Source organism: Streptococcus sp. 339 (genome assembly GCF_013277285.1).
Taxonomy (GTDB): domain Bacteria; phylum Bacillota; class Bacilli; order Lactobacillales; family Streptococcaceae; genus Streptococcus; species Streptococcus pseudopneumoniae.
This window is the reverse complement of record NZ_VMMR01000079.1, coordinates 16,431-37,469: the sequence shown is the minus strand read 5'-3', so window position 1 is coordinate 37,469 and position 21,039 is coordinate 16,431. Positions and strand designations below refer to the sequence as shown.

The following is a 21,039-nucleotide window of genomic DNA, read 5'->3' as shown; positions in this document are numbered from 1 at the left end:
TTTATGAGAAACGTGCTAAATTTCAAATAGGGCGTGCAAAGCCTTTGATATAGCTACTTTTCACAATTGAGCTAATGGATTTTTAAACTTTTTGTGGACTTTTTAGGAACTTTTTAATTTTTCAATGGCTTTTTCATAAAATGAAGTAGCGTTTTTCTTGTTGTCTTTGGACAAGTGGCTATAAGTATCCATGGTTATTGAAATTTGAGAATGACCAAGCCTTGTTTGTATTTCTTTGTAAGGCAGTCCAGCATTGAGCAAGATACTAGCGTGAGTATGGCGGAAGGCGTGGAATGTTAAACGAGGGCAGTCAGAAAGTTTTAAATGTTTCTCAAGTCTATGCCTAAGCGTCCTAGCGTCTCTATATTCGTCAAAGGAATTAGAAAATACTTTTTCATAAGTCAAGCCTATTTCTCTACCAACTTGCGCTTGTCTATTTTTGTAAAGCCGCAGCATGAGTACCGTCTTATTATCCAAGTCAATCATTCTAACGCTTGATTTTGTTTTAGGGGTAGTGACTTCTTTTTCACAGTTTAGAGTCTTATTTACGTCTAGTGTACCGTTTTGTAAGTCAATATCAGACCATTTGAGGGCTAAACACTCACGAATACGCAAACCAGTCGCTAAAAGCGTCTTATATAGCACCGTATCGTAGAAATTTTTGTAAGTGTTTGGCAGCTGCTCCAGGTAAGTCAAGAATTTTTTTAAGTTATCATCATCCAGATATTTCAGTTTTTGCCCTTCTTTTTCCTTACGACGTGGCACGATAATATCACGGGCTGGGTTGAAGGGGATAACTTGCAAGGATACGGCATATTTAAGTATTCGTTTATTTAGCGAGTTAAGTTGCGGATACTCTTGGTAACCTTTGCCTAGTTGATTGTACTCTTTTGCCCATTGATTAACTTGCTTTTGAATAACTGGGGGTGTTAGCTTATCTAGTTTGTAGTCTCCAAAGGCTGGAAGTAGATAGTTTTTTAGTCTACTCTTGATTATTGTAAGGGTTGCCTTTTTGACCGTATGGCAGTATGTTTCCAGCCAATTCTCCACCAGTTCGGCATAGGTATTGATTTGAACCGCTTTAAATACTGTAGAGCCGTTTTTTTCAAAGTCTATTTGAGCCTGTAGCGCTTTGTTTCTAAGTTCTCTCTTGGTTCGCCCTGATATAGTCGTCTTGACTTTCTTACCTGTTACGGTATCGATGCCAAGGTAGACGCTAGAGCGATAGACTATTGAGCCGTCTTTTTTAGTATATTCTGTTATTTTCATGGTTTTACTCCTTTTTCCATCAGCAGGCAAGCAAATTAGAAAAGGTTTTGAAGTTTTACCATGCGAGGAGCTACGAGAATGCCCCTATTTTCGATTTTAATTAGTCAGACGGTAAATAATACCAGAGTAGTAAACAAGGCGGATATGGGGCTTATATTTGTTTTTCTGAATAATATGGTATAATAGTCATGTAACCGCCTGAATCTTTCCCGTTATTTCAGTTCAGGCGATATTAGACAAGTCAGCAGCAGCTAGCTTGTCTTTTTTTGTTGTTTTAAAACTGTTTTTTTCGTATTCTTTCGTAGTCCAGTGACTTTTTGAAGAGGTCAGCTAGTCCAGTTACGTCTTGATTTGCGAGGAGTTCCATATAATGCGCCCTTGAGTCTTTTGGGATGATGATAGGAGCGTTTAGATACTTCATAGCCAAGTACATAAGTATCAGGCGACCGGTACGACCGTTACCATCGCTAAATGGGTGAATCCGTTCAATCTGGATATGGGTGTCTGCTAAAATCTTTAATACTTCTTTTTCATTCTGAGCATGCTCCAAACGATAAGCAGTATTATCCGCCCATTGTGTCATCAAGTAGGGCGTTTCTGCTGGGCTAGCCGTTTGAAATTCCGCCCCGATAATGGCATTTTGAACTTGCTTAAATTGTCCGCGATCATGTTGCAGCCTATCCACTAATAAGGCGTGAAAATCTTGAACCAGCCCCACAGTAAGGGCTTGATGGTTTGCCAATGAGTCCAAGAGATAAGAAAAGGCTTGTTTATGGTTTTCAATCTCATAAAACTCACGAATACTTTTGCCGTTGCGTGGCAAGGTGCTTTCTAAGATAATGCTGACGGTTTCGGGTAGAGAGATAGTATTCCCTTCGATACCGCTAGAATGGTAGGCCATGCGTACCAGTATATCGTCCAGATAGTTTTGTGAGTAGGTCATAATTCTCCTTTCTATTTGTCAATTTTGCCCATTTTTGCGCTTTAGTCTGTAAAATCGGCTTTCTATTCTTCATTTTCCTCCGTTTTTGCACAATGGACCCATGGGATGGGGTTGCTATTGGCGAATATGGGGGAGTTTTTATTTCTCTCTATATATACTCACGACTTCGCCGATGGTGCGTATATCGTTGTCTTCGTCTAGTTGAATATCAGCACATTCAGGGTTGAGACTTTCTAAATACCCTTGACGCAGTTTCTTGACGTAGTTAGCGCCGTCTACTTGGAAGATACCGATAGTGTTATAGTCAACTTGAGGTGCATTCTTGATAAATAGGTAGTCGCCATTCTTTATCTTTGGCTCCATAGAGTTGCCAACGACATAAGCGATAGCGTCATAGTCGTCTGGTATTTCATCAGTATAAAAGCATTTTTCTATGTTTAGGTTATCGTCTTGGGTTATTCCGTTTCCAGCGGTTACAACTCCGATAACAGGGAGCGTCTTGCTTTCCCTGTAGTCGTCCAGACTGATAATATTTTCTGATACTATGTTTTCGTTTTTCTGCTCCAGCAGCTGCTTTTTAAGATAAGTCAAGGCTTTTTCTTGTCTTGGTGGAGTGAGTTGGTCAGCTATGAGCGTGATTTTTTCAACTGTTGAAGTTGATGGAGAAGAGTTTTCAACACCTAGCAGGTATTCTACTGATATACCTAAAACATTAGCAAAATCTTGAGCCCTGTTTAGTGGGAATTGTCTGGTTTTATTTAAGTATCTAGACATGGCAGATTTTGCCAACCCTACTCTTCGAGCTAACTCACTAAGAGAAAGGTCTTGTTTGTCTTTTTCTAAGACGATAATATCTATAATTTCACTATTAGAGCGCATTTTACACCCCCCCTTTCTTAATTTGATTTTATTATACCACCGTTCCCAAAAAAGTACAAGAACCATGTTAAAAATATTTTTTTGTAAAAAAAATCAAGTTTTGTGTTGACAAATGGGAACGGAAGAGTTATACTTGTTTTGTTCTCTTACGGGAACGACTAAAAAAGAAAGGTGGTAGCTGATGGAATTAAACCTAAGACGAATTAAAGCGGAGCGCATTGCAAAAGGCTATACTCAAGATGTGATAGCCGAAAAAATGGGATGGAAGTCCCGAGCGCCTTACGCAAAAAGAGAAAATGGAATTGTACCATTTGGAGCTGACGAGCTTGCTGAATTTGGTAAAATTCTGGGCTATGGCGTAAATGAATTGGGAATTTTTTTTAATAAAAACGTTCCCGAATAAGAACGGAAGGAGCGACACAATCGCAATACTATATTACATTTACAAGTTTCTCATGTGGTGCTTTACCACTGGGGATTGACCTTCTCGGAAGAAATATCCGACCTAGAACATAAAGGAGAAAACAACATGAACAATAAACAAGTATATCAAGCACAAACAACTGACCACGGTATCGCTAGAGCATTAGGCGAAGAAATTCGTATGATCACAGACGTTGAAGAAACAACTTACAATGGACACGGTGAAATCATTGTTGAGTACACCAACGACGTAGCATTGACAAAACTATTTGACCGTATTAAATCACTTTACGAAAAAGGCGAAAGCTACGAAACAAAACCACTCTTACATTTTAAAGTATTGGAAGATGATGTTGAACCAACCCCAAATGGAGTTTTTCCTGCTAAAGAGGTTGCGGATTTTTTAGGAGTTTAAGACAACAAAAAAAGTCACTTGCTGAACGTTTGGCGACTGAAGCAAGCGACTGGATGAATGGTATAGATATTTTTTCTATACCTTGATTATAGCATAGAAAGACAAGGTAAACAATGGGAAAGAAACATCAAATAGTAAAATTTAAAGATATAGCTGAAAAATTGCCAGAATTAGAGGGTAAAAACCTAGAAGAAATCGCTGGAGTATTAGGCTATCGCAACTTGGAGAGTTGCAGGGTTAACCTTTACAATCTGAGACAAAACAAGCGTCTAGGATTTGAAGTAGAAAAAGGGGTGTACTCCAAGTTTGAACTCTTGGACGGTACGGTAAAAGAGGAATTGGAAGACAAAGAACTGTCTGAACGTGGTCATTTTTTACAGTCGCTAGACTACTACAAAGTAGCAAAAAACGCCTTTGAAATAGCAGAAGATAAAACAGTAAAAGCAGAAACACGACAAAAAGCAGAGCGTGACATATTGGACGCAATGAAGCATATCCCTAAAAAGCACCGCGCTATAATTTACGACATGATGGAGGGCTAACAGATGGAACAATACACAAAAAGAGCAAGCGCCTTGATTATAACTTTTAATCGTGGGGTTATATCTCAAGATGAATTTATCGAAGAATTTACAAAACTAAGAGAAAAGGTAGTAAAAGCAGTAAGTGAGGCAAAGAATGACAAATTATGATAGAGCCAAGCGATTTTACAGCCGTGCAACTTACGCCCTAAGCGATTTTCTCCATGGGCGGATAGATGAACAAGAATTTAGAAAACAATGGCAACGGCTAGCAGATAAAGCCGTAAACGAAATGAATAAAAACTAAGAAAACCGAAGAGCAGGCAAGCAAATTAGAAAAGGTTTTGAAAAGCATAGAGCGCCAACTCTTTAAACTGGTACTTTCTCACGCTTTCAACTTGGCGAGTCTAAGCGTGAGGATATCCTGGATAGTAAAAGACAAAAAAAGGAAACAAACATGACAAAAGAAGAAATTAAAAATATTTTAGATGAACTAGATGATTTAACCTTAGGACTTAACACCGCTCAAAATGCTTTAGAGGCTACTTCTCATTTTTTTAGTAAAAACATGAGCAACCAAGAGAAGACCCTACTTTTAGCCTTGGAATATAACACGCAAAGCGCCATTTTTTACCTTGCTTATGATTGTCTTATCAAGACAAAGGAAAATCTAGTTAATACTATCGGAATGTACCGCAAAGAATTGGAGGAAAAACATGAATGAGTTAGATATAAGCAACACACAGGCTGCTGTCTTAATCGTGGTATTGATTGGCTTACTACTTTATCTAAACCACCGAGACCGTAAAAAAAGCGCCCAAATAGAGCGAGAAAACCAACAGACGATAGAAACACCTAGCGAGGATTTAAATCCTGATTATGGGCGATATATCCAGCTTGCAGGGGTAAGAGTTTACGGAGGGATGAAATGAGTTACATAGTGAAGATATACCTTGATAGTGAAAAAATACCAGATGAACCTTATTTTACAAAAGATATTTTTCTAGCTACGTGTATGGACAATGCAACAAAGTTAGCTGTAACTAGGGGCTTGTTGACAAAACAAGCGTTGGATTTAGAAACTAAGACAGCTATCTTGAAAACCCTTGATACAATCATAGAGACTCAAAAAGCTATTTTGCAAGGGGTAGCGAGCGGACAAATAACCTTTGTAAATAAAAGCAAAGGAGGGGAGAGATTGGATGGGCCTATCAGAGAACGATAAACGAGTATTAAGACTAATCAAGGTAGGGGCTGAGAACTCCACCACAGGGACAGACATCAGCCGACTGACTAAGCTATCAGAAAGGGCGGTACAAGATACTATTAAGCGTTTAATAGTCAAGCATAACATCCCGATTGTAGGGGCTAGAAATGGAATTTATAGAGGTTATTTCATACCTAGAAACAAAGGCGAGTTACTAGATGGCGCTAAGGCTTTTTACAACCAAGTACAGGAGGAGAGCAAGCGCCTAGCGGTGTTGATGAACAGCGACCTAGAAAGCTACAAAGAAACCTTGAAGGAGGTGGGCAGATATGTTTAGCCTAAGCCGAGAAAGTGAGCATGATTTGACGCATGGCATTCTGGAGGTAGTGGAAAGATACCTGGAAGCACATGAGGAAGTACCGCAGAGATTGACCAAGCTTATAAATAGGGTTGAACTCAAAGAGGAATTGAAAATTAGTGACAACACGCTAAATAAGTGGGAAAGTCAGGGGTTAAGACGCTATCAACCGCCAGACGATGGTTCAAGAATGATTTACTATTTAGTGACCGACATCTGGAAGTTTCTGGGGGTGGATGAATGAGAGTGCTTGAGTTAATTCTATCCGCTGAAAAATTACCTTTGTTTGGCTTTCTCAAGTCTAGCCCAACCCAAGTTTGGAAGAATGGCAATCACTATAAATTTATCTATTTTGAGCCAATAGGCGAGGGTTTGACGGCTTTTCACTACAAAGGCTTGTATGTGGTAGTTAAAGACGAAAGCGAGGAAGTAGAGGGCTGGGAATTGGCCAGAGATTTAGAGATAGGTTTGGCTAGTCCTGACTTGCTGACGATCCTGAAAGATTTAGAGGTAAACAAATTGACAGAGCAACGGCAGGGTCTTGGAGTGGAGTTAAAGGGTTGGATTTTTGACCTGATTTGTAACGGGATTTATACCAGGTATGAGACTTCGCTTTTTGTCCGCTTGCTATTTGTTAATGGCTACAGTTTTAGCCAGTTAGTGGACTTGTTTTCTGCAATCGTTAAACGCAAAGACCTAGCAAGCTATTTCCTAGAAGTAGCAAGGATATTTTATAAGGAGGTGGCTTTTGAATAGCAATGACATTGTAAATAAAATCATTGAAGAAGATCAGCAACAAGCACCGCCTGAAGTGGTGGACCTGACCCAAGCAAGGGAGACCGATGAGGAACACAATAGCCTGAACTTGGCAAAAAGAGCAAGAGGTGACGGCTTTGCAGTCAACTTGGACAATCTCAAGAAGATTTTGAACGGAGATAGCAAGCTAAAAGGGGCGATACAGTACAACGTCTTCACTTATGAAATCGACGTGACTAGACCAATGAAGCTAAACGGTAGAATCCTGAGCGGTGCAATCGATGACCTGATTATCAGAGAGATTAGGGCTTATATTGCTACCAAGTACAAGCTTGACTATAAAAAGCCTGACATAGCGGATATTTTGGAAGTGGTGGCTGGAGAACACAGCTATAACCCCTTAAAAGACTATCTGGAATCTTGCGAAAGTGAGTATAAAGAGTTAGTGAATCAGCGCGATCCCTTTGATATTTTAAGGCATTATCTCAATATCAAGGATGATGAATATAACCGTATTATCATGGATTTGTTTTTCCGTGGAGCGGTTGCCAAGGTGTTTGACCCTACCATCAAGTTTGACTTTGTGCTGGACTTGACTGGACGGCAGGGAGTAGGAAAAACCCAATTTTTTGAGGGGCTTTTCACTCACAAGTATTTTACCACCATTGAGACCTTCACAGACAAAGATGACAAGGCTAGAATGGTCAGAAACTGGTGTGTATTTGATGATGAGATGGTGGCCAGTAAAAAGGCTAGTTTTTCAGAATTGAAGAAATTCATCACAGAAACCAAGCTAGAGTTTAGACCGCCTTACGCCTCCAGTGATAGGCGACTGCCTAAGAGTTTTATTATCGTGAGGGCAACTAATGACCATGATTATTTAAACGACCTGACAGGAGAAAGGCGCTTTTTGGTTGCGGAAGTCCACAAGGACACCGCCTATAAGGGCAGGAAGTGGACGGAAAAAGACCGTAGAGCCTTTTGGGGTGCTATGGTGGTGGCTTGGAGAGCTAACCAAGTGTTGAACCTGACAGACGAGCAAGAAAAGCTAGTAAATGAGGTTAGAAGCCGTTACAAGTTTGTAGATGAAACCCTTGAGGATTTGGAGCGCTATTTAGGCACTCCTTACCCAAAAAGAATGTATCAGTTCCCCCCGACAGATAGAACAAGATATTATTACATTTACGACATGATAAATCATGGCTATCATATGGGCGCAAACGGTGTAGAAATTACCTTAGATATTGAAAAGTATGGGGAACTAGTGGAACGTGACAAGATGGCTATTAATTTATTTTTCACAGAGGTATATCCGGATAAGATACCGAACGTAAAGGATAAAAACAAGATTAAAAAAATCATGCAAAGTAAAGAGGATTGGGAAGCAAGGGAGTCCTTGCGATTTGGCAAAAGTATCAAACGCGGATTTGCTAAAATAAAAAAATAAAGTGTAGACAGTGTAGCCAAAAGATAAAAAAACGGCTACGCTGAAAACCCTTGATACTGTAAGGGTTTCAAAGAGGTGTAGACAAGACGAAAAAAAACGGCTACACCCCTAAACCCTTGATATTACTGAATTTTTAATATAAATGTAGCCAAAATATATATTTTATAAAAGTATATATAATTAAATACCTAATACGTTATTTATATATTTTTTTGAGATGAAACGGCTACACGGCTACACAAGGCGAAAACCCTTGGGGCTGTAAGGCGGAATGCGTAGCCGCTAGATATTCAAAAATGGCTACACTTTGCCCAAAACCTAAAATAAAATGGGGTAGATAGTACCGACCTCCTTGCAATGGTGTAACTACTAGTGACACCCTTAAAACAGAAAGAGGAAAACAACATGACATTAAAAACATTTTCGGATAAAGCCAAAACATTTACTTTCACTTACGAATTTAAAGACCTAGATACTGCTACGGTAGCAGGTCACGCGCTACTGGGATATATGACTGGGACTTATGAAGTACCATCTATTTCAATAACTCACAAGGATAAAGGGACGCTAGTAGCTGAGTACGTGGAGGATAAGAAACTAAACTATATCTTTAAACGTATTTGTGAGAGCTTCAAAGGCTGCAAGCAAACAGAGGGGTAGCATGAAAGGCTAAAATATGGAGATACAAGAAGGCTTTATTTATTTTAGAAATTATGGTAAAATAAAACTGTTAGAGGTTCCAAGGTTTGGGAGTATCACGCTTAAAATACAAGACGGCGAGATTGTCTCCAGCGTGGAATCTAAAACAACAATATTTAAAAAGAATACTGACTGAAAAAATCAGAGGTATAGCATAAAGTGGAGCAATCTATTTTGGCTATGTCTCTTTTGTTTTTGGGAAGATTGGAGGAAAAAGAAATGCCAACATTGCAAGAAGTGAAAAACCAGATGGACAAAGTACGGACTCAATTAGAGATTTTTGATCGCTTTGATGAGGAAATCAAGAAAGCAGAAAAAGAAGTTAAGGATATCAAATCCAAGAAAGCAGATGTACAAACATTTGAAGATTTTCAAGCTATTAACGTAAAAGAAAAGTATATTGCTGATATGAAAGAGCAAAGAACAAAACTTGAGAAAGAACGGATTGACTCAATCGTAGCAGACGCTAGAAAAATTAATGCATCAGGTTATTTAGGAACTGCATTAGAGCAAGATGAAACAGTGAAGCGCCAGCGCCAAGAAATCAAGCAGAAATCTATTGAGCTTTTGGAATTGATTGCAAATTATAACGAAAATTACAAAAATACTGCTGAAAGATTGGCGGATGAGGTAAGAGAAACAGGTATCGAAGAGTTATTTGACCGCCTGAATACATCTCCAGAATATAGTGGAGTAAGTAAGCCTTACATTTATAGTGGTGTAACTGGTTATATGGGAAGCCAATACCGCTATTTAGATCCCAAAGATGATTTAGCATATTTTGTGAATCGTATTAACTATTTTGAAGGAGAACAATAATGAAAGATGAACATAAACAACTATTTCAAGAAATCGAAGAAGAGAAGAGACAAGCTGACTTACTGCAGGGGCTTGCAAAGAACGTAGAAAGTATTTCAAAATCTTACGAAGAGGAAGCTGTAACTCTTGAAGAGTTTAAAGCTATGGGCTACAAGCGTAGACATGAACTATATGAGAAGGATAAAGCCCTATATGATAAACTACTGGGCAAAGAAAGACGTGGTTTATTAGGTTTGTGATGTGGAGGGGAGCAATCCCCTTTTTTTACATAAATCAGACAGAATTACACACGAGGTAGGGGAATGGTTAGAAGTTTAAAAGCAAGACTAGAAAAGTTAGAAGAGTATGCTGGAAAGACGGAATATGCAACAACTGATGAATGTATATCTTTATATGTGGATTGTTTAAGATTTGCTTTTCAGCAAGATGAAATAAAGATAGATATGGATGATTTTATTAAAATACCATTTAAAGATATTAAGCTAGCAGACTATAAGAAATCAAAAAAACGTATGGATGAACTTAGGGAAATGACTGGGATAAGTGAGTTTCCAGAATTAGACCAATAAAGTGAGGTGACTAGTATTTGACAGAATTAAGCAGAAAAAAAGAAATATTTATGGCCAATTATCTCATGACTGGGAATGTAAAAAAAGCTAGTGAATTAAGTGAGATCACCAGAAAGACGGCTTACAATTACTTGAACGATGCAACCTTTAAGAGAATTTACCGTGAAAGACGTAGCGAACAACTCAAGGAGTCTACTACGCTGTTACAGAATGCAAGCGTTGAGGCAGTCAATGTATTAAGGGAAATCATGCTTGATAAGACAGTAAGCCCGTATGCGAGACAACAGAGCGCCCAGAGCATTCTAAACATGGCTTATAAGGCGGTTGAAATGGTTGAGGTAGTGGAGCAATTAGAAATATTAGAGGCGAAGATACTAGATGAAGGCGATTAAAAACCGTTTAAATAAGTTGAATAAGTTAGCGGTGGTTGATGAAGTTGATACCGTGTTTTTGACGCAGATTGATACTGGACATTTTGAGGTAAGATATAGGATAGGTGGAAAAAATCCCAAAGATATTATAGAAGTCTATCCGACAAAAGAAGAAGCAGAAAAAGATATTTCACGAATTAAAAATACAAAAGGATTGCGGATATTCTGGGACAATATAGGTTTTTGTGATGAATAGAGCTTATCAGTTATCAATCAGATAAGGAGAGTATCCTTGAACTCCGAGCGAACGCCGAGAAAACGCAAAAAAAGCCAGCACAGCTGACTTCTCATGTTATAGTTTCGCATAACTATTATATCACAAAGGAGTGAACTAATGGAGCTGGATAAGTTTAAAACGATGATGAACGTCAGAGAGCGGATGACATACTTTCTACGTTTCCAGAGGATGGCAGGAAGTGAAAACCAAGTTAGGATAGATGAAGAGGCTTGGAAACTTGTCTTACCTGATCAGTGGAATTTGACTAGTAAGCATGAAAAAGCAATCCGTGAGGGGTTGGAGATATTCGCCCACGACATCAACAGCATAGAGAACAAGCGAGCCAGAAAATACTTTATTATCCATTATTGTTACATGAGGAAGAAAACAATGAGTGAATGCGTAGAAATGGCAGGTACTAGCTCCACTAGTTATCACCGATACAAACAGATAGCCGTCTTAAACTTTGCGAGAATCCACCAGAACGGAGAGCTAGAAGCATATAAGTAGGCATAGGCTTCATATTCGCCCCCTATTTTGCTTTGTTTCGTACTGGAGAACTAAAACACCATGGATAAACTAGAAGCCCTTAGAAACGAATTTTGGGGCTTTTGTGAGGTTATAAAAAACAAGTGTAAAAATAAGTGTTATACATTGACAAATGTTTCAAACAAGTGTATAATATAATTAAAGATACGGAAAGGAGAAACCGATGACCGAAAGAGAACTAAAAAAACTTGCTAAGAAAAAAGGTTTTATCAAAACAGCTTTTGGTAAAGGTTCGCATGAAGTTTGGAAACATCCAGACGGAAGAACGGTAACGATACCTAAACCAAAAGAAAACGATTATAGACCTGGAACACTTGGCAAGATTTTGAAAGTATTGGAAGGGGAGTAAAAAACTCCCTCCCCTATATTGGGGCGGTCATTGGTTATTATCAAATTATGAAATACACTTACTTGGCACTATTTGAAGTGGATGAAGAAAACGGCGGTTATACAATCACATTCCCTGATTTTCAAGGAGCAATTAGCGAAGCCGATACCTTAAACGAGGCAATCTATAACGCCCGTGAGGTGCTAGAAATCTATACAATCATGTTTGAAGATGAAGGCAAAGAGTTTCCAGAGCCTTCAAGTTTTAAGGCTTTGGCTAGTGAGCTTGGCAGTGATGAGGATATTCTGCAAGCTATCTCAGTAGATACGGAACTGGTTAGAGAGCGCGAACGTTCTAGGGTTGTCAATAAAACTGTAACCCTCCCTAGTTGGTTGGTTGAAGTTGGTAAAGAAAATAAAATCAATTTCAGTCAGCTATTACAGAAAGCAATCAGGGAAGAATTACAGGTATAACGTCATAAAGTACGTACTTCATGGTATAATATACCTATCAGCAATCAGCAATAAAAAAAGCACGTTTGACCGTGCTAGTTTCTTGCCTGCTGAACTCGTCATTTATTGCCCTTTTTGAGGGCTTTTTTTGTGGACTTTTTAAGAACTTTTATGGTCTTTAAAAATAACCTAAGGACCTGCTATTTTTAAAAATTCAATAATATCAAGGTTTTAGACACTTTAATGAATCCTAAAAATTTGTCATCTCTATTTTTATGAGAAACGTGCTAACTGCTAGAAATTATGGTAGAATAAAGTATTAAGTAATCGTGAAAAAAGGATATCTATGCGAAAAGAAATTGCACCTGAATTATACAACTATAACAAGTTTCCTGGTCCTGAGTTTCATTTACACGGGGACAAGGTTGAAACGGAAGGGATCGCTTTTTCCTTGGTGGAAAATATCAAGGATGCCTTTGATGTGACGGCTTTTAATCAGCGTTTTTCAGAAGTCTTAACCAAGTTTGATTATATCGTGGGAGACTGGAGCAACGAACAGCTTCGCCTACGAGGTTTTTACAAGGATGACCGAACAGAAGAAAAACTTGAAAAAATCAGTCGTTTACAAGACTACCTATTAGAGTATTGTAGTTATGGTTGTGCCTATTTTGTCTTAGAAAATGAAGCCCCTAAGCGAGCATCATTTGACAAGAAAATGCGTAAGAAGGAAGAAGAACAGCCTTTTAGAAAAGGAAAGAAACCGACTCAAACAAAACGAAAACCGAATGCAGATAAGAAAAATAGACGTCGTCAGAAAGACCAGCATTCTCAGAAAGAGGACAAGGGACAACGTCATTTTGTCATTCGTCAGAAGTGAGTAGAGAATAAGGAGAAGAAATGAAACCCTCAATTTATAGTTTAACAAGTCAAACCATGCAGGAATGGGTATTGGAGCAGGGAGAAAAGAAATTCCGTGCAGATCAAATCTGGGAATGGCTCTATTGAAGAAATGACCAACCTTTCCAAGGATTTGATTGCTAAGCTTAATGACCAGTTTGTGGTCAATCCCTTGAAACAAGGTATTGTGCAAGAGTCTGCTGATGGGACAGTTAAATATCTTTTTGAATTGCCAGATGGAATGCTGATTGAGACAGTACTCATACGTCAACACTACGGTTTATCTGTCTGTGTGACCACTCAGGTCGGCTGTAATATCGGTTGTACCTTCTGTGCCTCTGGTTTGATTAAGAAGCAACGTGACCTCAATAACGGTGAAATCGTAGCGCAAATTATGCTGGTTCAGAAATACTTTGATGAGCGTGGTCAGGATGAACGTGTCAGCCATATCGTTGTCATGGGAATCAGTGAGCCCTTTGATAATTACAACAATGTTTTGAATTTCGTTTGTACTATCAATGATGATAAAGGAATGGCTATCGGTGCTCGTCACATCACGGTTTCAACCTCAGGTTTGGCCCATAAAATTCGTGACTTTGCTGATGAAGGGGTTCAGGTCAATCTTGCCGTGTCTCTTCACGCACCCAACAATGAACTGCGCTCAAGTACCATGAAGATTAACCGTGCCTTTCCGATTGAAAAGCTCTTTGCAGCTATTGAGTACTACATTGAGACAACTAATCGTCGTGTGACCTTTGAGTATATCATGCTTAATGAAGTAAACGACGGCGTAGAACAAGCTTTGGAATTAGCTGAATTGCTCAAGAACATCAAGAAATTGTCTTATGTAAACTTGATTTCTTATAACCCAGTTAGTGAGCATGACCAATATAGCCGTAGTCCCAAAGAGCGCGTGTTGGCTTTCTATGATACGCTTAAGAGAAAAGGGGTCAACTGTGTGGTTCGTCAAGAGCATGGTACAGATAGTGACGCAGCTTGTGGACAATTGCGCTCTAACACAATGAAACGTGACCGCCAGAAGGCAGTCGCAGCGGTAAATCCTTAATGATGAAGAAGACTTATAATCATATTTTGGTCTGGGGAGTCATTTTCTATAGCATTTGCATTGTCTATTTTTGCTTTACTCCTCAAGAACAATCTCCCGTGGGGGTAGAAACTCCAGGTATTCAGCATCTTGGAAGCCTGGTTTTTCTTTTGACTCCTTTAAACTCCCTCTGGAATCTGGGTGAGGTGAGTGATATGGGACAATTATGCTGGATTTTTTTACAAAATATCCTTAATATGTTCTTACTTTTTCCTCTGATGTTCCAACTCCTTTATCTCCTTCCAAACTTGCGGAAAATAAAAAAGGTCCTTCTTTTTAGTTTTCTTGTGAGTCTTGGAATCGAGTGTACGCAATTAATCTTGGACTTTTTCTTTGATTTCAATCGCGTCTTTGAGATTGATGATTTGTGGACCAACACTTTGGGTGGCTATCTGGCTTGGCTCCTTTATAAACGATTATATAAAAACAAGATAAGGAATTAAAATGAGTATTTTAGAAGTTAAAAATCTGAGTCACGGTTTTGGTGACCGTGCAATTTTTGAAGATGTGTCCTTCCGTCTCCTCAAGGGAGAACATATCGGCCTGGTCGGTGCCAATGGTGAAGGAAAATCAACCTTTATGAGTATCGTGACTGGTAAAATGCTGCCAGATGAAGGAAAGGTTGAGTGGTCCAAATATGTGACGGCTGGTTACTTGGATCAACACTCTGTCCTTGCTGAAGGGCAGTCGGTACGTGATGTTCTACGTACAGCTTTTGATGAGCTGTTTAAAGCAGAAGCTCGTATCAATGACCTCTATATGGAAATGGCTGAAGATGGAGCTGATGTTGATGCTCTCATGGAAGAAGTGGGCGAACTTCAAGACCGTTTAGAGAGTCGTGATTTCTATACCTTGGATGCTAAGATTGACGAAGTGGCGCGTGCCCTTGGTGTTATGGACTTTGGCATGGATACGGATGTAACCTCTTTGTCAGGTGGGCAAAGAACCAAGGTGCTTTTGGCTAAACTCCTCCTTGAAAAGCCAGATATCTTGCTGTTGGACGAGCCGACCAACTACTTGGATGCTGAGCATATTGATTGGCTCAAGCGCTATCTTCAAAACTATGAGAATGCCTTTGTCCTTATTTCGCACGATATTCCATTCCTGAACGACGTGATTAATATTGTCTACCATGTGGAGAATCAACAGCTGACGCGTTACTCTGGTGACTACTACCAGTTCCAAGAAGTCTATGCTATGAAGAAATCTCAGCTAGAGGCAGCCTACGAACGTCAGCAGAAAGAGATTGCGGACCTCAAGGACTTCGTGGCTCGAAACAAAGCACGTGTTGCAACACGAAACATGGCTATGTCTCGTCAGAAGAAATTGGATAAGATGGATATTATCGAACTGCAAAGTGAGAAACCAAAACCATCCTTTGATTTCAAACCAGCTCGTACTCCAGGGCGCTTTATTTTCCAAGCCAAGGATTTGCAGATTGGTTATGATCGTCCTCTGACCAAGCCTTTAAATCTTACCTTTGAACGCAATCAAAAGGTTGCGATTATTGGTGCTAATGGTATTGGAAAAACAACTCTCTTGAAGAGTCTCTTGGGCATTATCTCGCCAATCGCTGGGGAAGTGGAGCGTGGAGATTATTTAGAACTTGGTTATTTTGAGCAGGAAGTAGAAGGCGGTAATCGCCAAACTCCTCTTGAAGCTGTCTGGAATGCCTTTCCTGCCCTTAATCAAGCAGAAGTCCGTGCAGCCCTTGCCCGTTGTGGTTTGACAACCAAACATATTGAAAGTCAGATTCAAGTATTATCAGGGGGAGAGCAAGCCAAGGTTCGTTTCTGTCTCTTGATGAATCGTGAAAACAATGTTTTAGTGCTGGACGAGCCGACCAACCATTTGGATGTGGATGCAAAGGATGAGCTCAAACGCGCTCTCAAAGAATATAGGGGATCTATCCTTATGGTCTGCCACGAGCCAGACTTTTATGAAGGCTGGATAGACCAAATATGGGATTTTAATAATTTAACTTAAGAATGAGAGTAAAAGAAATACAGTACCGAATGTGGATACTGTATTTTTTTGGTTTTTAAGATTTAAAATCGTAGTCTTTCACCACTTCGATGCTGTCGATTGTGATAGCAGTAGTTGGCTTGTCTTTTTCATCTTTTTCGGCTTTGGCAATCTTATCTACAACATCCATACCGTCAATCACTTGTCCAAAGACTGGGTGTTTGCCATCAAGGCTAGGGTTTCCCCCTTCTTTATAGGCTTCGATGATTTTCTTTGGATACTTGCTTGTAGGGAGTTTAGCAGAGGTATCTGTAGAGTTTTGGTTGATGAAGAACTGGCTTCCATTGGTGTTTGGTTGACCAGTATTAGCCATAGCAAGAGCACCACGGATGTTATAGAGATAAGGAGTAATCTCGTTTTTGAAACCAGTTCCCTTGTCTTTAGTCTTATCCTTGTCATGCCAGATGGACTGACCACCTGTACCGTCCCCTTTTGGATCTCCAGTTTGGACCATGAAGCCATCGATGACACGGTGGAAGGTAATGCCGTTATAGTAGCCTTCTTTGGCATGAGTGAGGAAGTTTTCAACCGCTAGAGGAGCGAGTTTAGGGAAGAGCTTAATGCGGATATCACCTTGGCTTGTGTGGAGAATCACTTCGGCTTCATCTTCAGCAACTTCCTTAGAAAGTTGCGGGAAATTGGCATTCTCGTTTGTTAAAGCATCGTTTAACTCCTTGGCAGATTGGGCAGCTGCTTTGGAGCTTTCCTCAGCGGCCAAGCTAGAATCTACATAGTCATCACCACGTAGACTGCGTTGGATGCTGCTACACCCAGCTAGGGCTACAGTGGACAGTAAAAGAAGGGTTGCTAGTTTTTTCATTCTGATCCTCTCAAAAATTCATTTCTACCATTGTACCCTAAAAGGAAGTGGATTTCAAATGTTAGTGACAAGACAGTTTAAGAGGAAGCCAACCAAAAATCACTTGATTAGAGATTCTTCTTTGGATGACGGTCGACAATGTCCTGGTACTGTTCCAGTATTTCCTCTCCCTTTGGAGTCAATTTGTAGCCACGAATCGAAAAGTGACAAGCTAATTCTTCTTCTGAAAAATGCTCATGAAGGGCTTGGTCCAAATTTGTAGCCTTCATTTTTAGAAAGTCCAGTAACTCCCTTCTTCTTTAGGATATTCTTTTTTTATGGTAGCGTATTAGATGGTCAAGTGAGTAAAAAGCAGTTTCAATGGACAGCATAACCTTTTTCTACCAGAGTTTTGAGATGCTTAGGAGCATCAATACCATAAGTGTACTCGAAGTATTTAGGAAACCAGATCTTAAGAAAGCTCGTAAAGCATCACAATTAGTAAAGGTTAATTCGAAAGAATTACTATATTTTAAAAGAGCATATTTTCAAAGGATTTTTTCTTTTGGCTTCAATTCCTAATTAATCAATGAACTTAATAGTAGGTCTCGAAAAGAATTATGTTTCCTCTTTCTGTCTGAGTTCAAAGAGGTCTTCTACTTTTAGATTAAAAACTTGAGCAATTTTAAGAGCCATTTCCAGCGAAGGATTGTAACGGTTATTTTCCAAGTGCAGAATTGTCTCGCGTCGAATGCCGATGCGGTCGGCTAACTCCTGCTGGGTCATGCCTGTGGACTCACGAACAGATTTGAGATTAGTAATAATATTGCTTTCTTTGGCCATGCTTATCCTCTACGTTCCAAGATAAAATAGACAACCGCAAAAATGCAAATCAAGGCAGCTATGCTAATAAATATCTGACCCATGTAAAGAGTGAGAACCCCCATATACCCAATGATAACTGATAGGATCATCAGTGCGCCTAGTATAAAAACAAACATCAAGCTAGCTGCCTTTGCTAAATTAGCATAAAAGCGTTCGTCCGGAGTTTCCTTGACATTTTTTAAAGAGAAAAAAACAAATACAATCACTTCAATAACGAGACCAATTCTCAAAATCCATTCTTTAATACCAGAACTTACGCTTGGGGTCGCAACCCAAATCCCTACTGTATAAAAAATGCTTGCTGCAGACACAAGTATCGTGTAAAGCTTAGCAGACAAGTTAAAAATAATCTTTCCCTTACCTTTCTGACTCTTATGTAGCCAGCTACAAATAGCTACAATTTGACCTGACACTGAAATACCAGTAATAACTAACTTGGGTCCCCAACTAAGATTAGAACCAAATAAAACAATAAAATCAATAAAGAGAGCTACGGCAATCATTGCAATGAGGCCACGCATTTTTTGACTTTTTTTCATGATAGACTCCTTTTTTATGTTATAAATATATAACACTTAAATTTCATGTTATAAATATATCACATTTAAATTTAGAAAGCAAGAATTTATGTGTCAAGGTGGCAATTATTTGAAAAAATTTTTTAATAAAAGCCCTTGATAGTCAAATAACTAAAGAATTCTTTGAAGTAATGCATCGGATTTGGTTTGGATAGTTTCGTTAATAATATTTGATGATAAAGAATTTTTGAAAAATCTAGATACTGTATGAATCTCTACTTTTTTTCTTAGACTGTATAAAGTCTGTCAGAATAAGCTTTGTAGGTGTAGAAGTTAATTTTTACAGAGGTTAAGTAAGGATTTCAGTACACGTCAATAGATGTCAAAATACTGATTTTAAGCGATTTTTGATTTTTGGAAACTCATTATATCGCACTACAAATCAATAAAAACTCTACCTTTTTTAGATAAATATATCATCTGGATATTGAAGTTAAGCCCTGCTATCATTTCGATGGCAGGGCTTTTTAATATTTGGTACACTAACTTCTTATCTATATTTTGGTGGATTTTAAGTTGACATCTACAAAGTTTAATGTTAGAATACATTCAAAAATATATTTGAATGAGGTGTTTTATGATTCAAAATGTTGTTACTTCAATAATCCTGTATTCTGGGACAGCCGTAGACTTACTTATTATCCTAATGTTATTTTTTGCCAAAAGAAAAAGCAGAAAAGACATCATTAACATCTATTTAGGACAATTTCTAGGCTCTGTTAGTCTAATATTGCTAAGTTTGCTTTTTGCATTTGTCTTAAATTATATTCCTAGTAAAGAGATTTTAGGTTTACTCGGTTTGATTCCAATTTTCCTAGGCCTCAAAGTTTTGCTTTTAGGAGATTCTGATGGAGAAGCTATTGCAAAAGATGGTTTGCGAAAAGACAATAAAAACCTGATTTTTCTAGTCGCTATGATTACTTTTGCAAGTTGTGGCGCTGACAATATTGGTGTCTTTGTCCCATATTTTACCACCTTAAATTTAGCGAATTTGATAGTGACTTTACTTACTTTTCTAGTCATGATTTATTTCTTGGTTTTTTCTGCCCAAAAATTGGCACAAGTCCCTTCTGTTGGAGAAACTTTGGAAAAATATAGCAGATGGTTTATTGCCGTTGTCTATTTAGGATTGGGGATGTATATTCTGATTGAAAACAACAGCTTTGACATGCTAAGGACTGTGTTCGGCTAGGAGAAAAAAATATGAAAAAAGATAGTATTTGCCAAGTGAATATTATAAATCAACAAAATGTTACAACCGCGACGAACTACCTTGAAAAGGAAAAAGTCCAAAAATCACTTCGTATTTTATCAAAGTTTACCGATAATAAACAGATAAATATCATCTTTTATCTCCTTGCTGTTGAAGAACTCTGTGTCTGTGATATAGCCTGTTTACTAAATCTTAGTATGGCATCTGCCTCCCACCATCTTCGTAAACTAGCCAATCAAAACATCTTGGACACTAGAAGAGATGGGAAAATTATATATTATTTTATAAAAGATGAGGAAATCAGAGATTTTTTTAATCAACTAGGATAACAACTATTTTTACTACTTTTCCATGATTATAGGGGGATTGTATATGAAATTTTTTGAAGAAAATTATTCACATGAACTACCTACTCGTATCAAAAATTTAAGAAAAAAACACAATATTACACAAAGCGAACTAAGCAATGCAGGTCAAGTTAGTCAAGTTGAAAAGGAAAAGCAACAAGTTACCACTTCAATATTGCTTTATTTGAATACTCAAACCGACTTAGACTATAAAGAAATTATTTTTGGAGATATTGCCAAGCTTGTTGAAAATATGTTTTACCACTGCTTCGGCTCTATTTTATTTAGAGATTTGGAAACTGTAAATAAAAGAATGAATTCTTTGTCGGATGATGACTTAATTTCTATACAATCTAGCTGTCTTAGACTTTCCAAGACATTCGCAAATTTCAATATTCAAAGAAAAAAATTTTTGATTTCTGATGAAACTGAAAAAATTATCCATAATGGCAAAAAGGTCATTAAAAAATCAAAAAAGATAAATCAATTTCAACAACAATGGACACATACGCCGAGTTAGCACCGCAAAGAAAGTTAGAATCTGTTAATCTTTATATCGATAAGATTGCTGAACTAACGCAATAACTACTCTACTATTTACTCTACCTTTTATTATGTAGCATTCTAAAAACATTGATGTACCAACGTTTCTAACAGCTAAAATAGAAATTATTTAATCTTTTACAGACCTAAACTATTCCCCTATTTAGAATCTATTAATTCATATTTTATAAATTAATTAGTAGATATCTTTTTTAAAATCCTTGATATTTCGCTGTTTTTAGTCTAATTGAAATCTATACTTTCCAAACCAGATCTTAAGAAAGCTCGTAAAGCTAGCCAGTTCTCTAAAGGTTAAGAACTAGCTACAATACAGTATTTACAACACTTTATACTCAATGAAAATC

Annotated in this window: 33 protein-coding genes and 3 pseudogenes; 28 read left to right on the top strand and 8 right to left on the bottom strand. The window is 38.2% G+C overall.

The features are described from left to right. Nucleotides 1-102 precede the first annotated feature (102 nt). The 3 genes from HT736_RS09180 to HT736_RS09170 form a co-directional block, all read right to left on the bottom strand. A complete protein-coding gene (locus HT736_RS09180; protein WP_138701471.1) occupies nucleotides 103-1,269 on the bottom strand; it encodes a site-specific integrase in 1,167 nt (388 codons plus the stop codon). 274 nt (nucleotides 1,270-1,543) lie between these two features. Beyond that, nucleotides 1,544-2,212, bottom strand: coding sequence for a Fic family protein (locus HT736_RS09175; RefSeq protein ID WP_000222520.1), 669 nt, complete (start codon nucleotides 2,210-2,212; stop codon nucleotides 1,544-1,546). Between the two features lie 138 nt (nucleotides 2,213-2,350). Next, nucleotides 2,351-3,091 (bottom strand): S24 family peptidase, encoded by a 741-nt coding sequence (locus HT736_RS09170; protein WP_054388187.1) that lies wholly within the window; start codon nucleotides 3,089-3,091, stop codon nucleotides 2,351-2,353. A gap of 181 nt (nucleotides 3,092-3,272) precedes the next feature. Between HT736_RS09170 and HT736_RS09165 the strand changes: the two genes are divergently transcribed. The 25 genes and pseudogenes from HT736_RS09165 to HT736_RS09040 all read left to right on the top strand — a co-directional run bounded on the left by HT736_RS09165 (nucleotide 3,273) and on the right by HT736_RS09040 (nucleotide 16,270). Beyond that, nucleotides 3,273-3,494: a helix-turn-helix transcriptional regulator gene (locus HT736_RS09165; RefSeq protein ID WP_001863444.1), complete on the top strand. Its 222-nt coding sequence runs from the start codon at nucleotides 3,273-3,275 to the stop codon at nucleotides 3,492-3,494. Nucleotides 3,495-3,620: 126 nt separating this feature from the next. Further along, entirely contained in the window at nucleotides 3,621-3,929 is a 309-nt protein-coding gene (locus tag HT736_RS09160; protein ID WP_138701311.1) for a hypothetical protein, read from the top strand. Between the two features lie 113 nt (nucleotides 3,930-4,042). After that, the gene (locus HT736_RS09155; RefSeq protein WP_054393017.1) at nucleotides 4,043-4,471 is read left to right on the top strand and encodes a hypothetical protein; all 429 of its coding nucleotides are present in this window, start codon (nucleotides 4,043-4,045) and stop codon (nucleotides 4,469-4,471) included. A 3-nt stretch (nucleotides 4,472-4,474) separates the two neighbouring features. Next, nucleotides 4,475-4,621, top strand: a complete 147-nt coding sequence (locus HT736_RS09150; protein ID WP_000438875.1) for a hypothetical protein — start codon at nucleotides 4,475-4,477, stop codon at nucleotides 4,619-4,621. Beyond that, a complete protein-coding gene (locus tag HT736_RS09145; protein ID WP_166727420.1) occupies nucleotides 4,608-4,757 on the top strand; it encodes a hypothetical protein in 150 nt (49 codons plus the stop codon). The genes HT736_RS09150 and HT736_RS09145 overlap by 14 nt, the downstream gene beginning before the upstream one ends. Nucleotides 4,758-4,907: 150 nt before the next feature. Beyond that, nucleotides 4,908-5,174, top strand: a complete 267-nt coding sequence (locus HT736_RS09140; protein WP_172921881.1) for a hypothetical protein — start codon at nucleotides 4,908-4,910, stop codon at nucleotides 5,172-5,174. Then, complete coding sequence (locus HT736_RS09135; protein ID WP_054388186.1) at nucleotides 5,167-5,382, top strand: hypothetical protein; 216 nt, start codon at nucleotides 5,167-5,169, stop codon at nucleotides 5,380-5,382. The genes HT736_RS09140 and HT736_RS09135 overlap by 8 nt, the downstream gene beginning before the upstream one ends. Continuing rightward, nucleotides 5,379-5,675: a hypothetical protein gene (locus tag HT736_RS09130; RefSeq protein ID WP_172922901.1), complete on the top strand. Its 297-nt coding sequence runs from the start codon at nucleotides 5,379-5,381 to the stop codon at nucleotides 5,673-5,675. The genes HT736_RS09135 and HT736_RS09130 overlap by 4 nt, the downstream gene beginning before the upstream one ends. Next, nucleotides 5,653-5,994, top strand: a complete 342-nt coding sequence (locus HT736_RS09125) for a DNA-binding protein (protein WP_172922902.1) — start codon at nucleotides 5,653-5,655, stop codon at nucleotides 5,992-5,994. Before HT736_RS09130 ends, HT736_RS09125 begins: the two co-directional genes overlap by 23 nt. Then, entirely contained in the window at nucleotides 5,987-6,259 is a 273-nt protein-coding gene (locus HT736_RS09120) for a hypothetical protein (RefSeq protein WP_172930970.1), read from the top strand. Before HT736_RS09125 ends, HT736_RS09120 begins: the two co-directional genes overlap by 8 nt. Further along, nucleotides 6,256-6,771: a hypothetical protein gene (locus HT736_RS09115; RefSeq protein WP_172922903.1), complete on the top strand. Its 516-nt coding sequence runs from the start codon at nucleotides 6,256-6,258 to the stop codon at nucleotides 6,769-6,771. Before HT736_RS09120 ends, HT736_RS09115 begins: the two co-directional genes overlap by 4 nt. After that, nucleotides 6,764-8,218, top strand: coding sequence for a virulence-associated E family protein (locus tag HT736_RS09110; RefSeq protein WP_172922904.1), 1,455 nt, complete (start codon nucleotides 6,764-6,766; stop codon nucleotides 8,216-8,218). The genes HT736_RS09115 and HT736_RS09110 overlap by 8 nt, the downstream gene beginning before the upstream one ends. A gap of 405 nt (nucleotides 8,219-8,623) precedes the next feature. Then, a pseudogene (locus HT736_RS09105) lies at nucleotides 8,624-8,854 on the top strand (hypothetical protein); the annotation flags it as partial. Between the two features lie 282 nt (nucleotides 8,855-9,136). Further along, nucleotides 9,137-9,736, top strand: coding sequence for a hypothetical protein (locus HT736_RS09095; protein WP_240154035.1), 600 nt, complete (start codon nucleotides 9,137-9,139; stop codon nucleotides 9,734-9,736). After that, nucleotides 9,736-9,975, top strand: a complete 240-nt coding sequence (locus tag HT736_RS09090) for a hypothetical protein (RefSeq protein WP_023935898.1) — start codon at nucleotides 9,736-9,738, stop codon at nucleotides 9,973-9,975. The genes HT736_RS09095 and HT736_RS09090 overlap by 1 nt, the downstream gene beginning before the upstream one ends. Before the next feature lie 63 nt (nucleotides 9,976-10,038). Continuing rightward, the gene (locus HT736_RS09085) at nucleotides 10,039-10,305 is read left to right on the top strand and encodes a hypothetical protein (protein ID WP_172922512.1); all 267 of its coding nucleotides are present in this window, start codon (nucleotides 10,039-10,041) and stop codon (nucleotides 10,303-10,305) included. A gap of 50 nt (nucleotides 10,306-10,355) precedes the next feature. Beyond that, on the top strand, nucleotides 10,356-10,697 hold the full coding sequence (locus HT736_RS09080) for a hypothetical protein (RefSeq protein WP_000035041.1): 342 nt from the start codon (nucleotides 10,356-10,358) through the stop codon (nucleotides 10,695-10,697). Continuing rightward, a complete protein-coding gene (locus HT736_RS09075) occupies nucleotides 10,684-10,932 on the top strand; it encodes a hypothetical protein (RefSeq protein ID WP_023935894.1) in 249 nt (82 codons plus the stop codon). The genes HT736_RS09080 and HT736_RS09075 overlap by 14 nt, the downstream gene beginning before the upstream one ends. A 138-nt stretch (nucleotides 10,933-11,070) precedes the next feature. After that, entirely contained in the window at nucleotides 11,071-11,463 is a 393-nt protein-coding gene (locus HT736_RS09070) for a transcriptional regulator (RefSeq protein ID WP_172922898.1), read from the top strand. A 202-nt stretch (nucleotides 11,464-11,665) separates the two neighbouring features. Next, nucleotides 11,666-11,851, top strand: a complete 186-nt coding sequence (locus HT736_RS09065; protein WP_023935892.1) for a type II toxin-antitoxin system HicA family toxin — start codon at nucleotides 11,666-11,668, stop codon at nucleotides 11,849-11,851. Between the two features lie 62 nt (nucleotides 11,852-11,913). Continuing rightward, on the top strand, nucleotides 11,914-12,303 hold the full coding sequence (locus HT736_RS09060; RefSeq protein WP_240154034.1) for a type II toxin-antitoxin system HicB family antitoxin: 390 nt from the start codon (nucleotides 11,914-11,916) through the stop codon (nucleotides 12,301-12,303). 325 nt (nucleotides 12,304-12,628) lie between these two features. Continuing rightward, the gene (locus tag HT736_RS09055; protein WP_001224342.1) at nucleotides 12,629-13,159 is read left to right on the top strand and encodes a YutD family protein; all 531 of its coding nucleotides are present in this window, start codon (nucleotides 12,629-12,631) and stop codon (nucleotides 13,157-13,159) included. A 20-nt stretch (nucleotides 13,160-13,179) separates the two neighbouring features. Then, a pseudogene (gene rlmN / locus HT736_RS09050) lies at nucleotides 13,180-14,245 on the top strand (23S rRNA (adenine(2503)-C(2))-methyltransferase RlmN). Further along, nucleotides 14,245-14,727 carry a VanZ family protein gene (locus tag HT736_RS09045; protein WP_000976714.1) on the top strand — a complete coding sequence of 161 codons (483 nt, stop codon included), beginning with the start codon at nucleotides 14,245-14,247 and terminating at the stop codon, nucleotides 14,725-14,727. Before rlmN ends, HT736_RS09045 begins: the two are co-directional and overlap by 1 nt. A 1-nt stretch (nucleotide 14,728) precedes the next feature. Continuing rightward, a complete protein-coding gene (locus HT736_RS09040; RefSeq protein WP_000025379.1) occupies nucleotides 14,729-16,270 on the top strand; it encodes an ABC-F family ATP-binding cassette domain-containing protein in 1,542 nt (513 codons plus the stop codon). Between the two features lie 55 nt (nucleotides 16,271-16,325). On the opposite strand, the gene HT736_RS09035 is transcribed toward HT736_RS09040, so the two are convergent. The 5 genes from HT736_RS09035 to HT736_RS11805 all read right to left on the bottom strand — a co-directional run bounded on the left by HT736_RS09035 (nucleotide 16,326) and on the right by HT736_RS11805 (nucleotide 19,120). Next, nucleotides 16,326-17,129 (bottom strand): peptidylprolyl isomerase, encoded by an 804-nt coding sequence (locus HT736_RS09035; RefSeq protein ID WP_000731911.1) that lies wholly within the window; start codon nucleotides 17,127-17,129, stop codon nucleotides 16,326-16,328. A 107-nt stretch (nucleotides 17,130-17,236) separates the two neighbouring features. Further along, a complete protein-coding gene (locus HT736_RS09030; RefSeq protein ID WP_007284845.1) occupies nucleotides 17,237-17,398 on the bottom strand; it encodes a hypothetical protein in 162 nt (53 codons plus the stop codon). Between the two features lie 328 nt (nucleotides 17,399-17,726). Beyond that, nucleotides 17,727-17,951: a helix-turn-helix transcriptional regulator gene (locus HT736_RS09025; protein ID WP_023940487.1), complete on the bottom strand. Its 225-nt coding sequence runs from the start codon at nucleotides 17,949-17,951 to the stop codon at nucleotides 17,727-17,729. 2 nt (nucleotides 17,952-17,953) lie between these two features. Continuing rightward, nucleotides 17,954-18,532, bottom strand: coding sequence for a membrane protein (locus HT736_RS09020; RefSeq protein ID WP_023935819.1), 579 nt, complete (start codon nucleotides 18,530-18,532; stop codon nucleotides 17,954-17,956). A gap of 414 nt (nucleotides 18,533-18,946) precedes the next feature. After that, a complete protein-coding gene (locus tag HT736_RS11805) occupies nucleotides 18,947-19,120 on the bottom strand; it encodes a FanG protein (protein WP_078374329.1) in 174 nt (57 codons plus the stop codon). Between the two features lie 28 nt (nucleotides 19,121-19,148). Here HT736_RS11805 and HT736_RS09015 point away from each other — a divergent pair, with 28 nt between their 5' ends. The 3 genes and pseudogenes from HT736_RS09015 to HT736_RS09005 form a co-directional block, all read left to right on the top strand. Further along, on the top strand, nucleotides 19,149-19,763 hold the full coding sequence (locus HT736_RS09015) for a CadD family cadmium resistance transporter (protein WP_000615747.1): 615 nt from the start codon (nucleotides 19,149-19,151) through the stop codon (nucleotides 19,761-19,763). A gap of 11 nt (nucleotides 19,764-19,774) precedes the next feature. Continuing rightward, nucleotides 19,775-20,113: a Cd(II)/Zn(II)-sensing metalloregulatory transcriptional regulator CadX gene (cadX, locus tag HT736_RS09010; protein ID WP_000711082.1), complete on the top strand. Its 339-nt coding sequence runs from the start codon at nucleotides 19,775-19,777 to the stop codon at nucleotides 20,111-20,113. A 43-nt stretch (nucleotides 20,114-20,156) separates the two neighbouring features. Beyond that, nucleotides 20,157-20,564: pseudogene (locus HT736_RS09005) on the top strand (helix-turn-helix transcriptional regulator); the annotation flags it as partial. Nucleotides 20,565-21,039 lie beyond the last annotated feature (475 nt).

Excerpts from the sequence above, each read along its gene's own strand:
- HT736_RS09180 (WP_138701471.1), bottom strand. The coding sequence starts at position 1,269 with ATGAAAATAACAGAATATACTAAAAAAGACGGCTCAATAGTCTATCGC.
- HT736_RS09175 (WP_000222520.1), bottom strand. The coding sequence starts at position 2,212 with ATGACCTACTCACAAAACTATCTGGACGATATACTGGTACGCATGGCC.
- HT736_RS09170 (WP_054388187.1), bottom strand. The coding sequence starts at position 3,091 with ATGCGCTCTAATAGTGAAATTATAGATATTATCGTCTTAGAAAAAGAC.
- HT736_RS09165 (WP_001863444.1), top strand. The coding sequence starts at position 3,273 with ATGGAATTAAACCTAAGACGAATTAAAGCGGAGCGCATTGCAAAAGGC.
- HT736_RS09160 (WP_138701311.1), top strand. The coding sequence starts at position 3,621 with ATGAACAATAAACAAGTATATCAAGCACAAACAACTGACCACGGTATC.
- HT736_RS09155 (WP_054393017.1), top strand. The coding sequence starts at position 4,043 with ATGGGAAAGAAACATCAAATAGTAAAATTTAAAGATATAGCTGAAAAA.
- HT736_RS09150 (WP_000438875.1), top strand. The coding sequence starts at position 4,475 with ATGGAACAATACACAAAAAGAGCAAGCGCCTTGATTATAACTTTTAAT.
- HT736_RS09145 (WP_166727420.1), top strand. The coding sequence starts at position 4,608 with ATGACAAATTATGATAGAGCCAAGCGATTTTACAGCCGTGCAACTTAC.
- HT736_RS09140 (WP_172921881.1), top strand. The coding sequence starts at position 4,908 with ATGACAAAAGAAGAAATTAAAAATATTTTAGATGAACTAGATGATTTA.
- HT736_RS09135 (WP_054388186.1), top strand. The coding sequence starts at position 5,167 with ATGAATGAGTTAGATATAAGCAACACACAGGCTGCTGTCTTAATCGTG.
- HT736_RS09130 (WP_172922901.1), top strand. The coding sequence starts at position 5,379 with ATGAGTTACATAGTGAAGATATACCTTGATAGTGAAAAAATACCAGAT.
- HT736_RS09125 (WP_172922902.1), top strand. The coding sequence starts at position 5,653 with ATGGGCCTATCAGAGAACGATAAACGAGTATTAAGACTAATCAAGGTA.
- HT736_RS09120 (WP_172930970.1), top strand. The coding sequence starts at position 5,987 with ATGTTTAGCCTAAGCCGAGAAAGTGAGCATGATTTGACGCATGGCATT.
- HT736_RS09115 (WP_172922903.1), top strand. The coding sequence starts at position 6,256 with ATGAGAGTGCTTGAGTTAATTCTATCCGCTGAAAAATTACCTTTGTTT.
- HT736_RS09095 (WP_240154035.1), top strand. The coding sequence starts at position 9,137 with ATGCCAACATTGCAAGAAGTGAAAAACCAGATGGACAAAGTACGGACT.
- HT736_RS09090 (WP_023935898.1), top strand. The coding sequence starts at position 9,736 with ATGAAAGATGAACATAAACAACTATTTCAAGAAATCGAAGAAGAGAAG.
- HT736_RS09085 (WP_172922512.1), top strand. The coding sequence starts at position 10,039 with ATGGTTAGAAGTTTAAAAGCAAGACTAGAAAAGTTAGAAGAGTATGCT.
- HT736_RS09080 (WP_000035041.1), top strand. The coding sequence starts at position 10,356 with ATGGCCAATTATCTCATGACTGGGAATGTAAAAAAAGCTAGTGAATTA.
- HT736_RS09075 (WP_023935894.1), top strand. The coding sequence starts at position 10,684 with ATGAAGGCGATTAAAAACCGTTTAAATAAGTTGAATAAGTTAGCGGTG.
- HT736_RS09070 (WP_172922898.1), top strand. The coding sequence starts at position 11,071 with ATGGAGCTGGATAAGTTTAAAACGATGATGAACGTCAGAGAGCGGATG.
- HT736_RS09065 (WP_023935892.1), top strand. The coding sequence starts at position 11,666 with ATGACCGAAAGAGAACTAAAAAAACTTGCTAAGAAAAAAGGTTTTATC.
- HT736_RS09055 (WP_001224342.1), top strand. The coding sequence starts at position 12,629 with ATGCGAAAAGAAATTGCACCTGAATTATACAACTATAACAAGTTTCCT.
- HT736_RS09045 (WP_000976714.1), top strand. The coding sequence starts at position 14,245 with ATGATGAAGAAGACTTATAATCATATTTTGGTCTGGGGAGTCATTTTC.
- HT736_RS09040 (WP_000025379.1), top strand. The coding sequence starts at position 14,729 with ATGAGTATTTTAGAAGTTAAAAATCTGAGTCACGGTTTTGGTGACCGT.
- HT736_RS09035 (WP_000731911.1), bottom strand. The coding sequence starts at position 17,129 with ATGAAAAAACTAGCAACCCTTCTTTTACTGTCCACTGTAGCCCTAGCT.
- HT736_RS09030 (WP_007284845.1), bottom strand. The coding sequence starts at position 17,398 with ATGAAGGCTACAAATTTGGACCAAGCCCTTCATGAGCATTTTTCAGAA.
- HT736_RS09025 (WP_023940487.1), bottom strand. The coding sequence starts at position 17,951 with ATGGCCAAAGAAAGCAATATTATTACTAATCTCAAATCTGTTCGTGAG.
- HT736_RS09020 (WP_023935819.1), bottom strand. The coding sequence starts at position 18,532 with ATGAAAAAAAGTCAAAAAATGCGTGGCCTCATTGCAATGATTGCCGTA.
- HT736_RS11805 (WP_078374329.1), bottom strand. The coding sequence starts at position 19,120 with ATGTATTCTAACATTAAACTTTGTAGATGTCAACTTAAAATCCACCAA.
- HT736_RS09015 (WP_000615747.1), top strand. The coding sequence starts at position 19,149 with ATGATTCAAAATGTTGTTACTTCAATAATCCTGTATTCTGGGACAGCC.
- cadX (WP_000711082.1), top strand. The coding sequence starts at position 19,775 with ATGAAAAAAGATAGTATTTGCCAAGTGAATATTATAAATCAACAAAAT.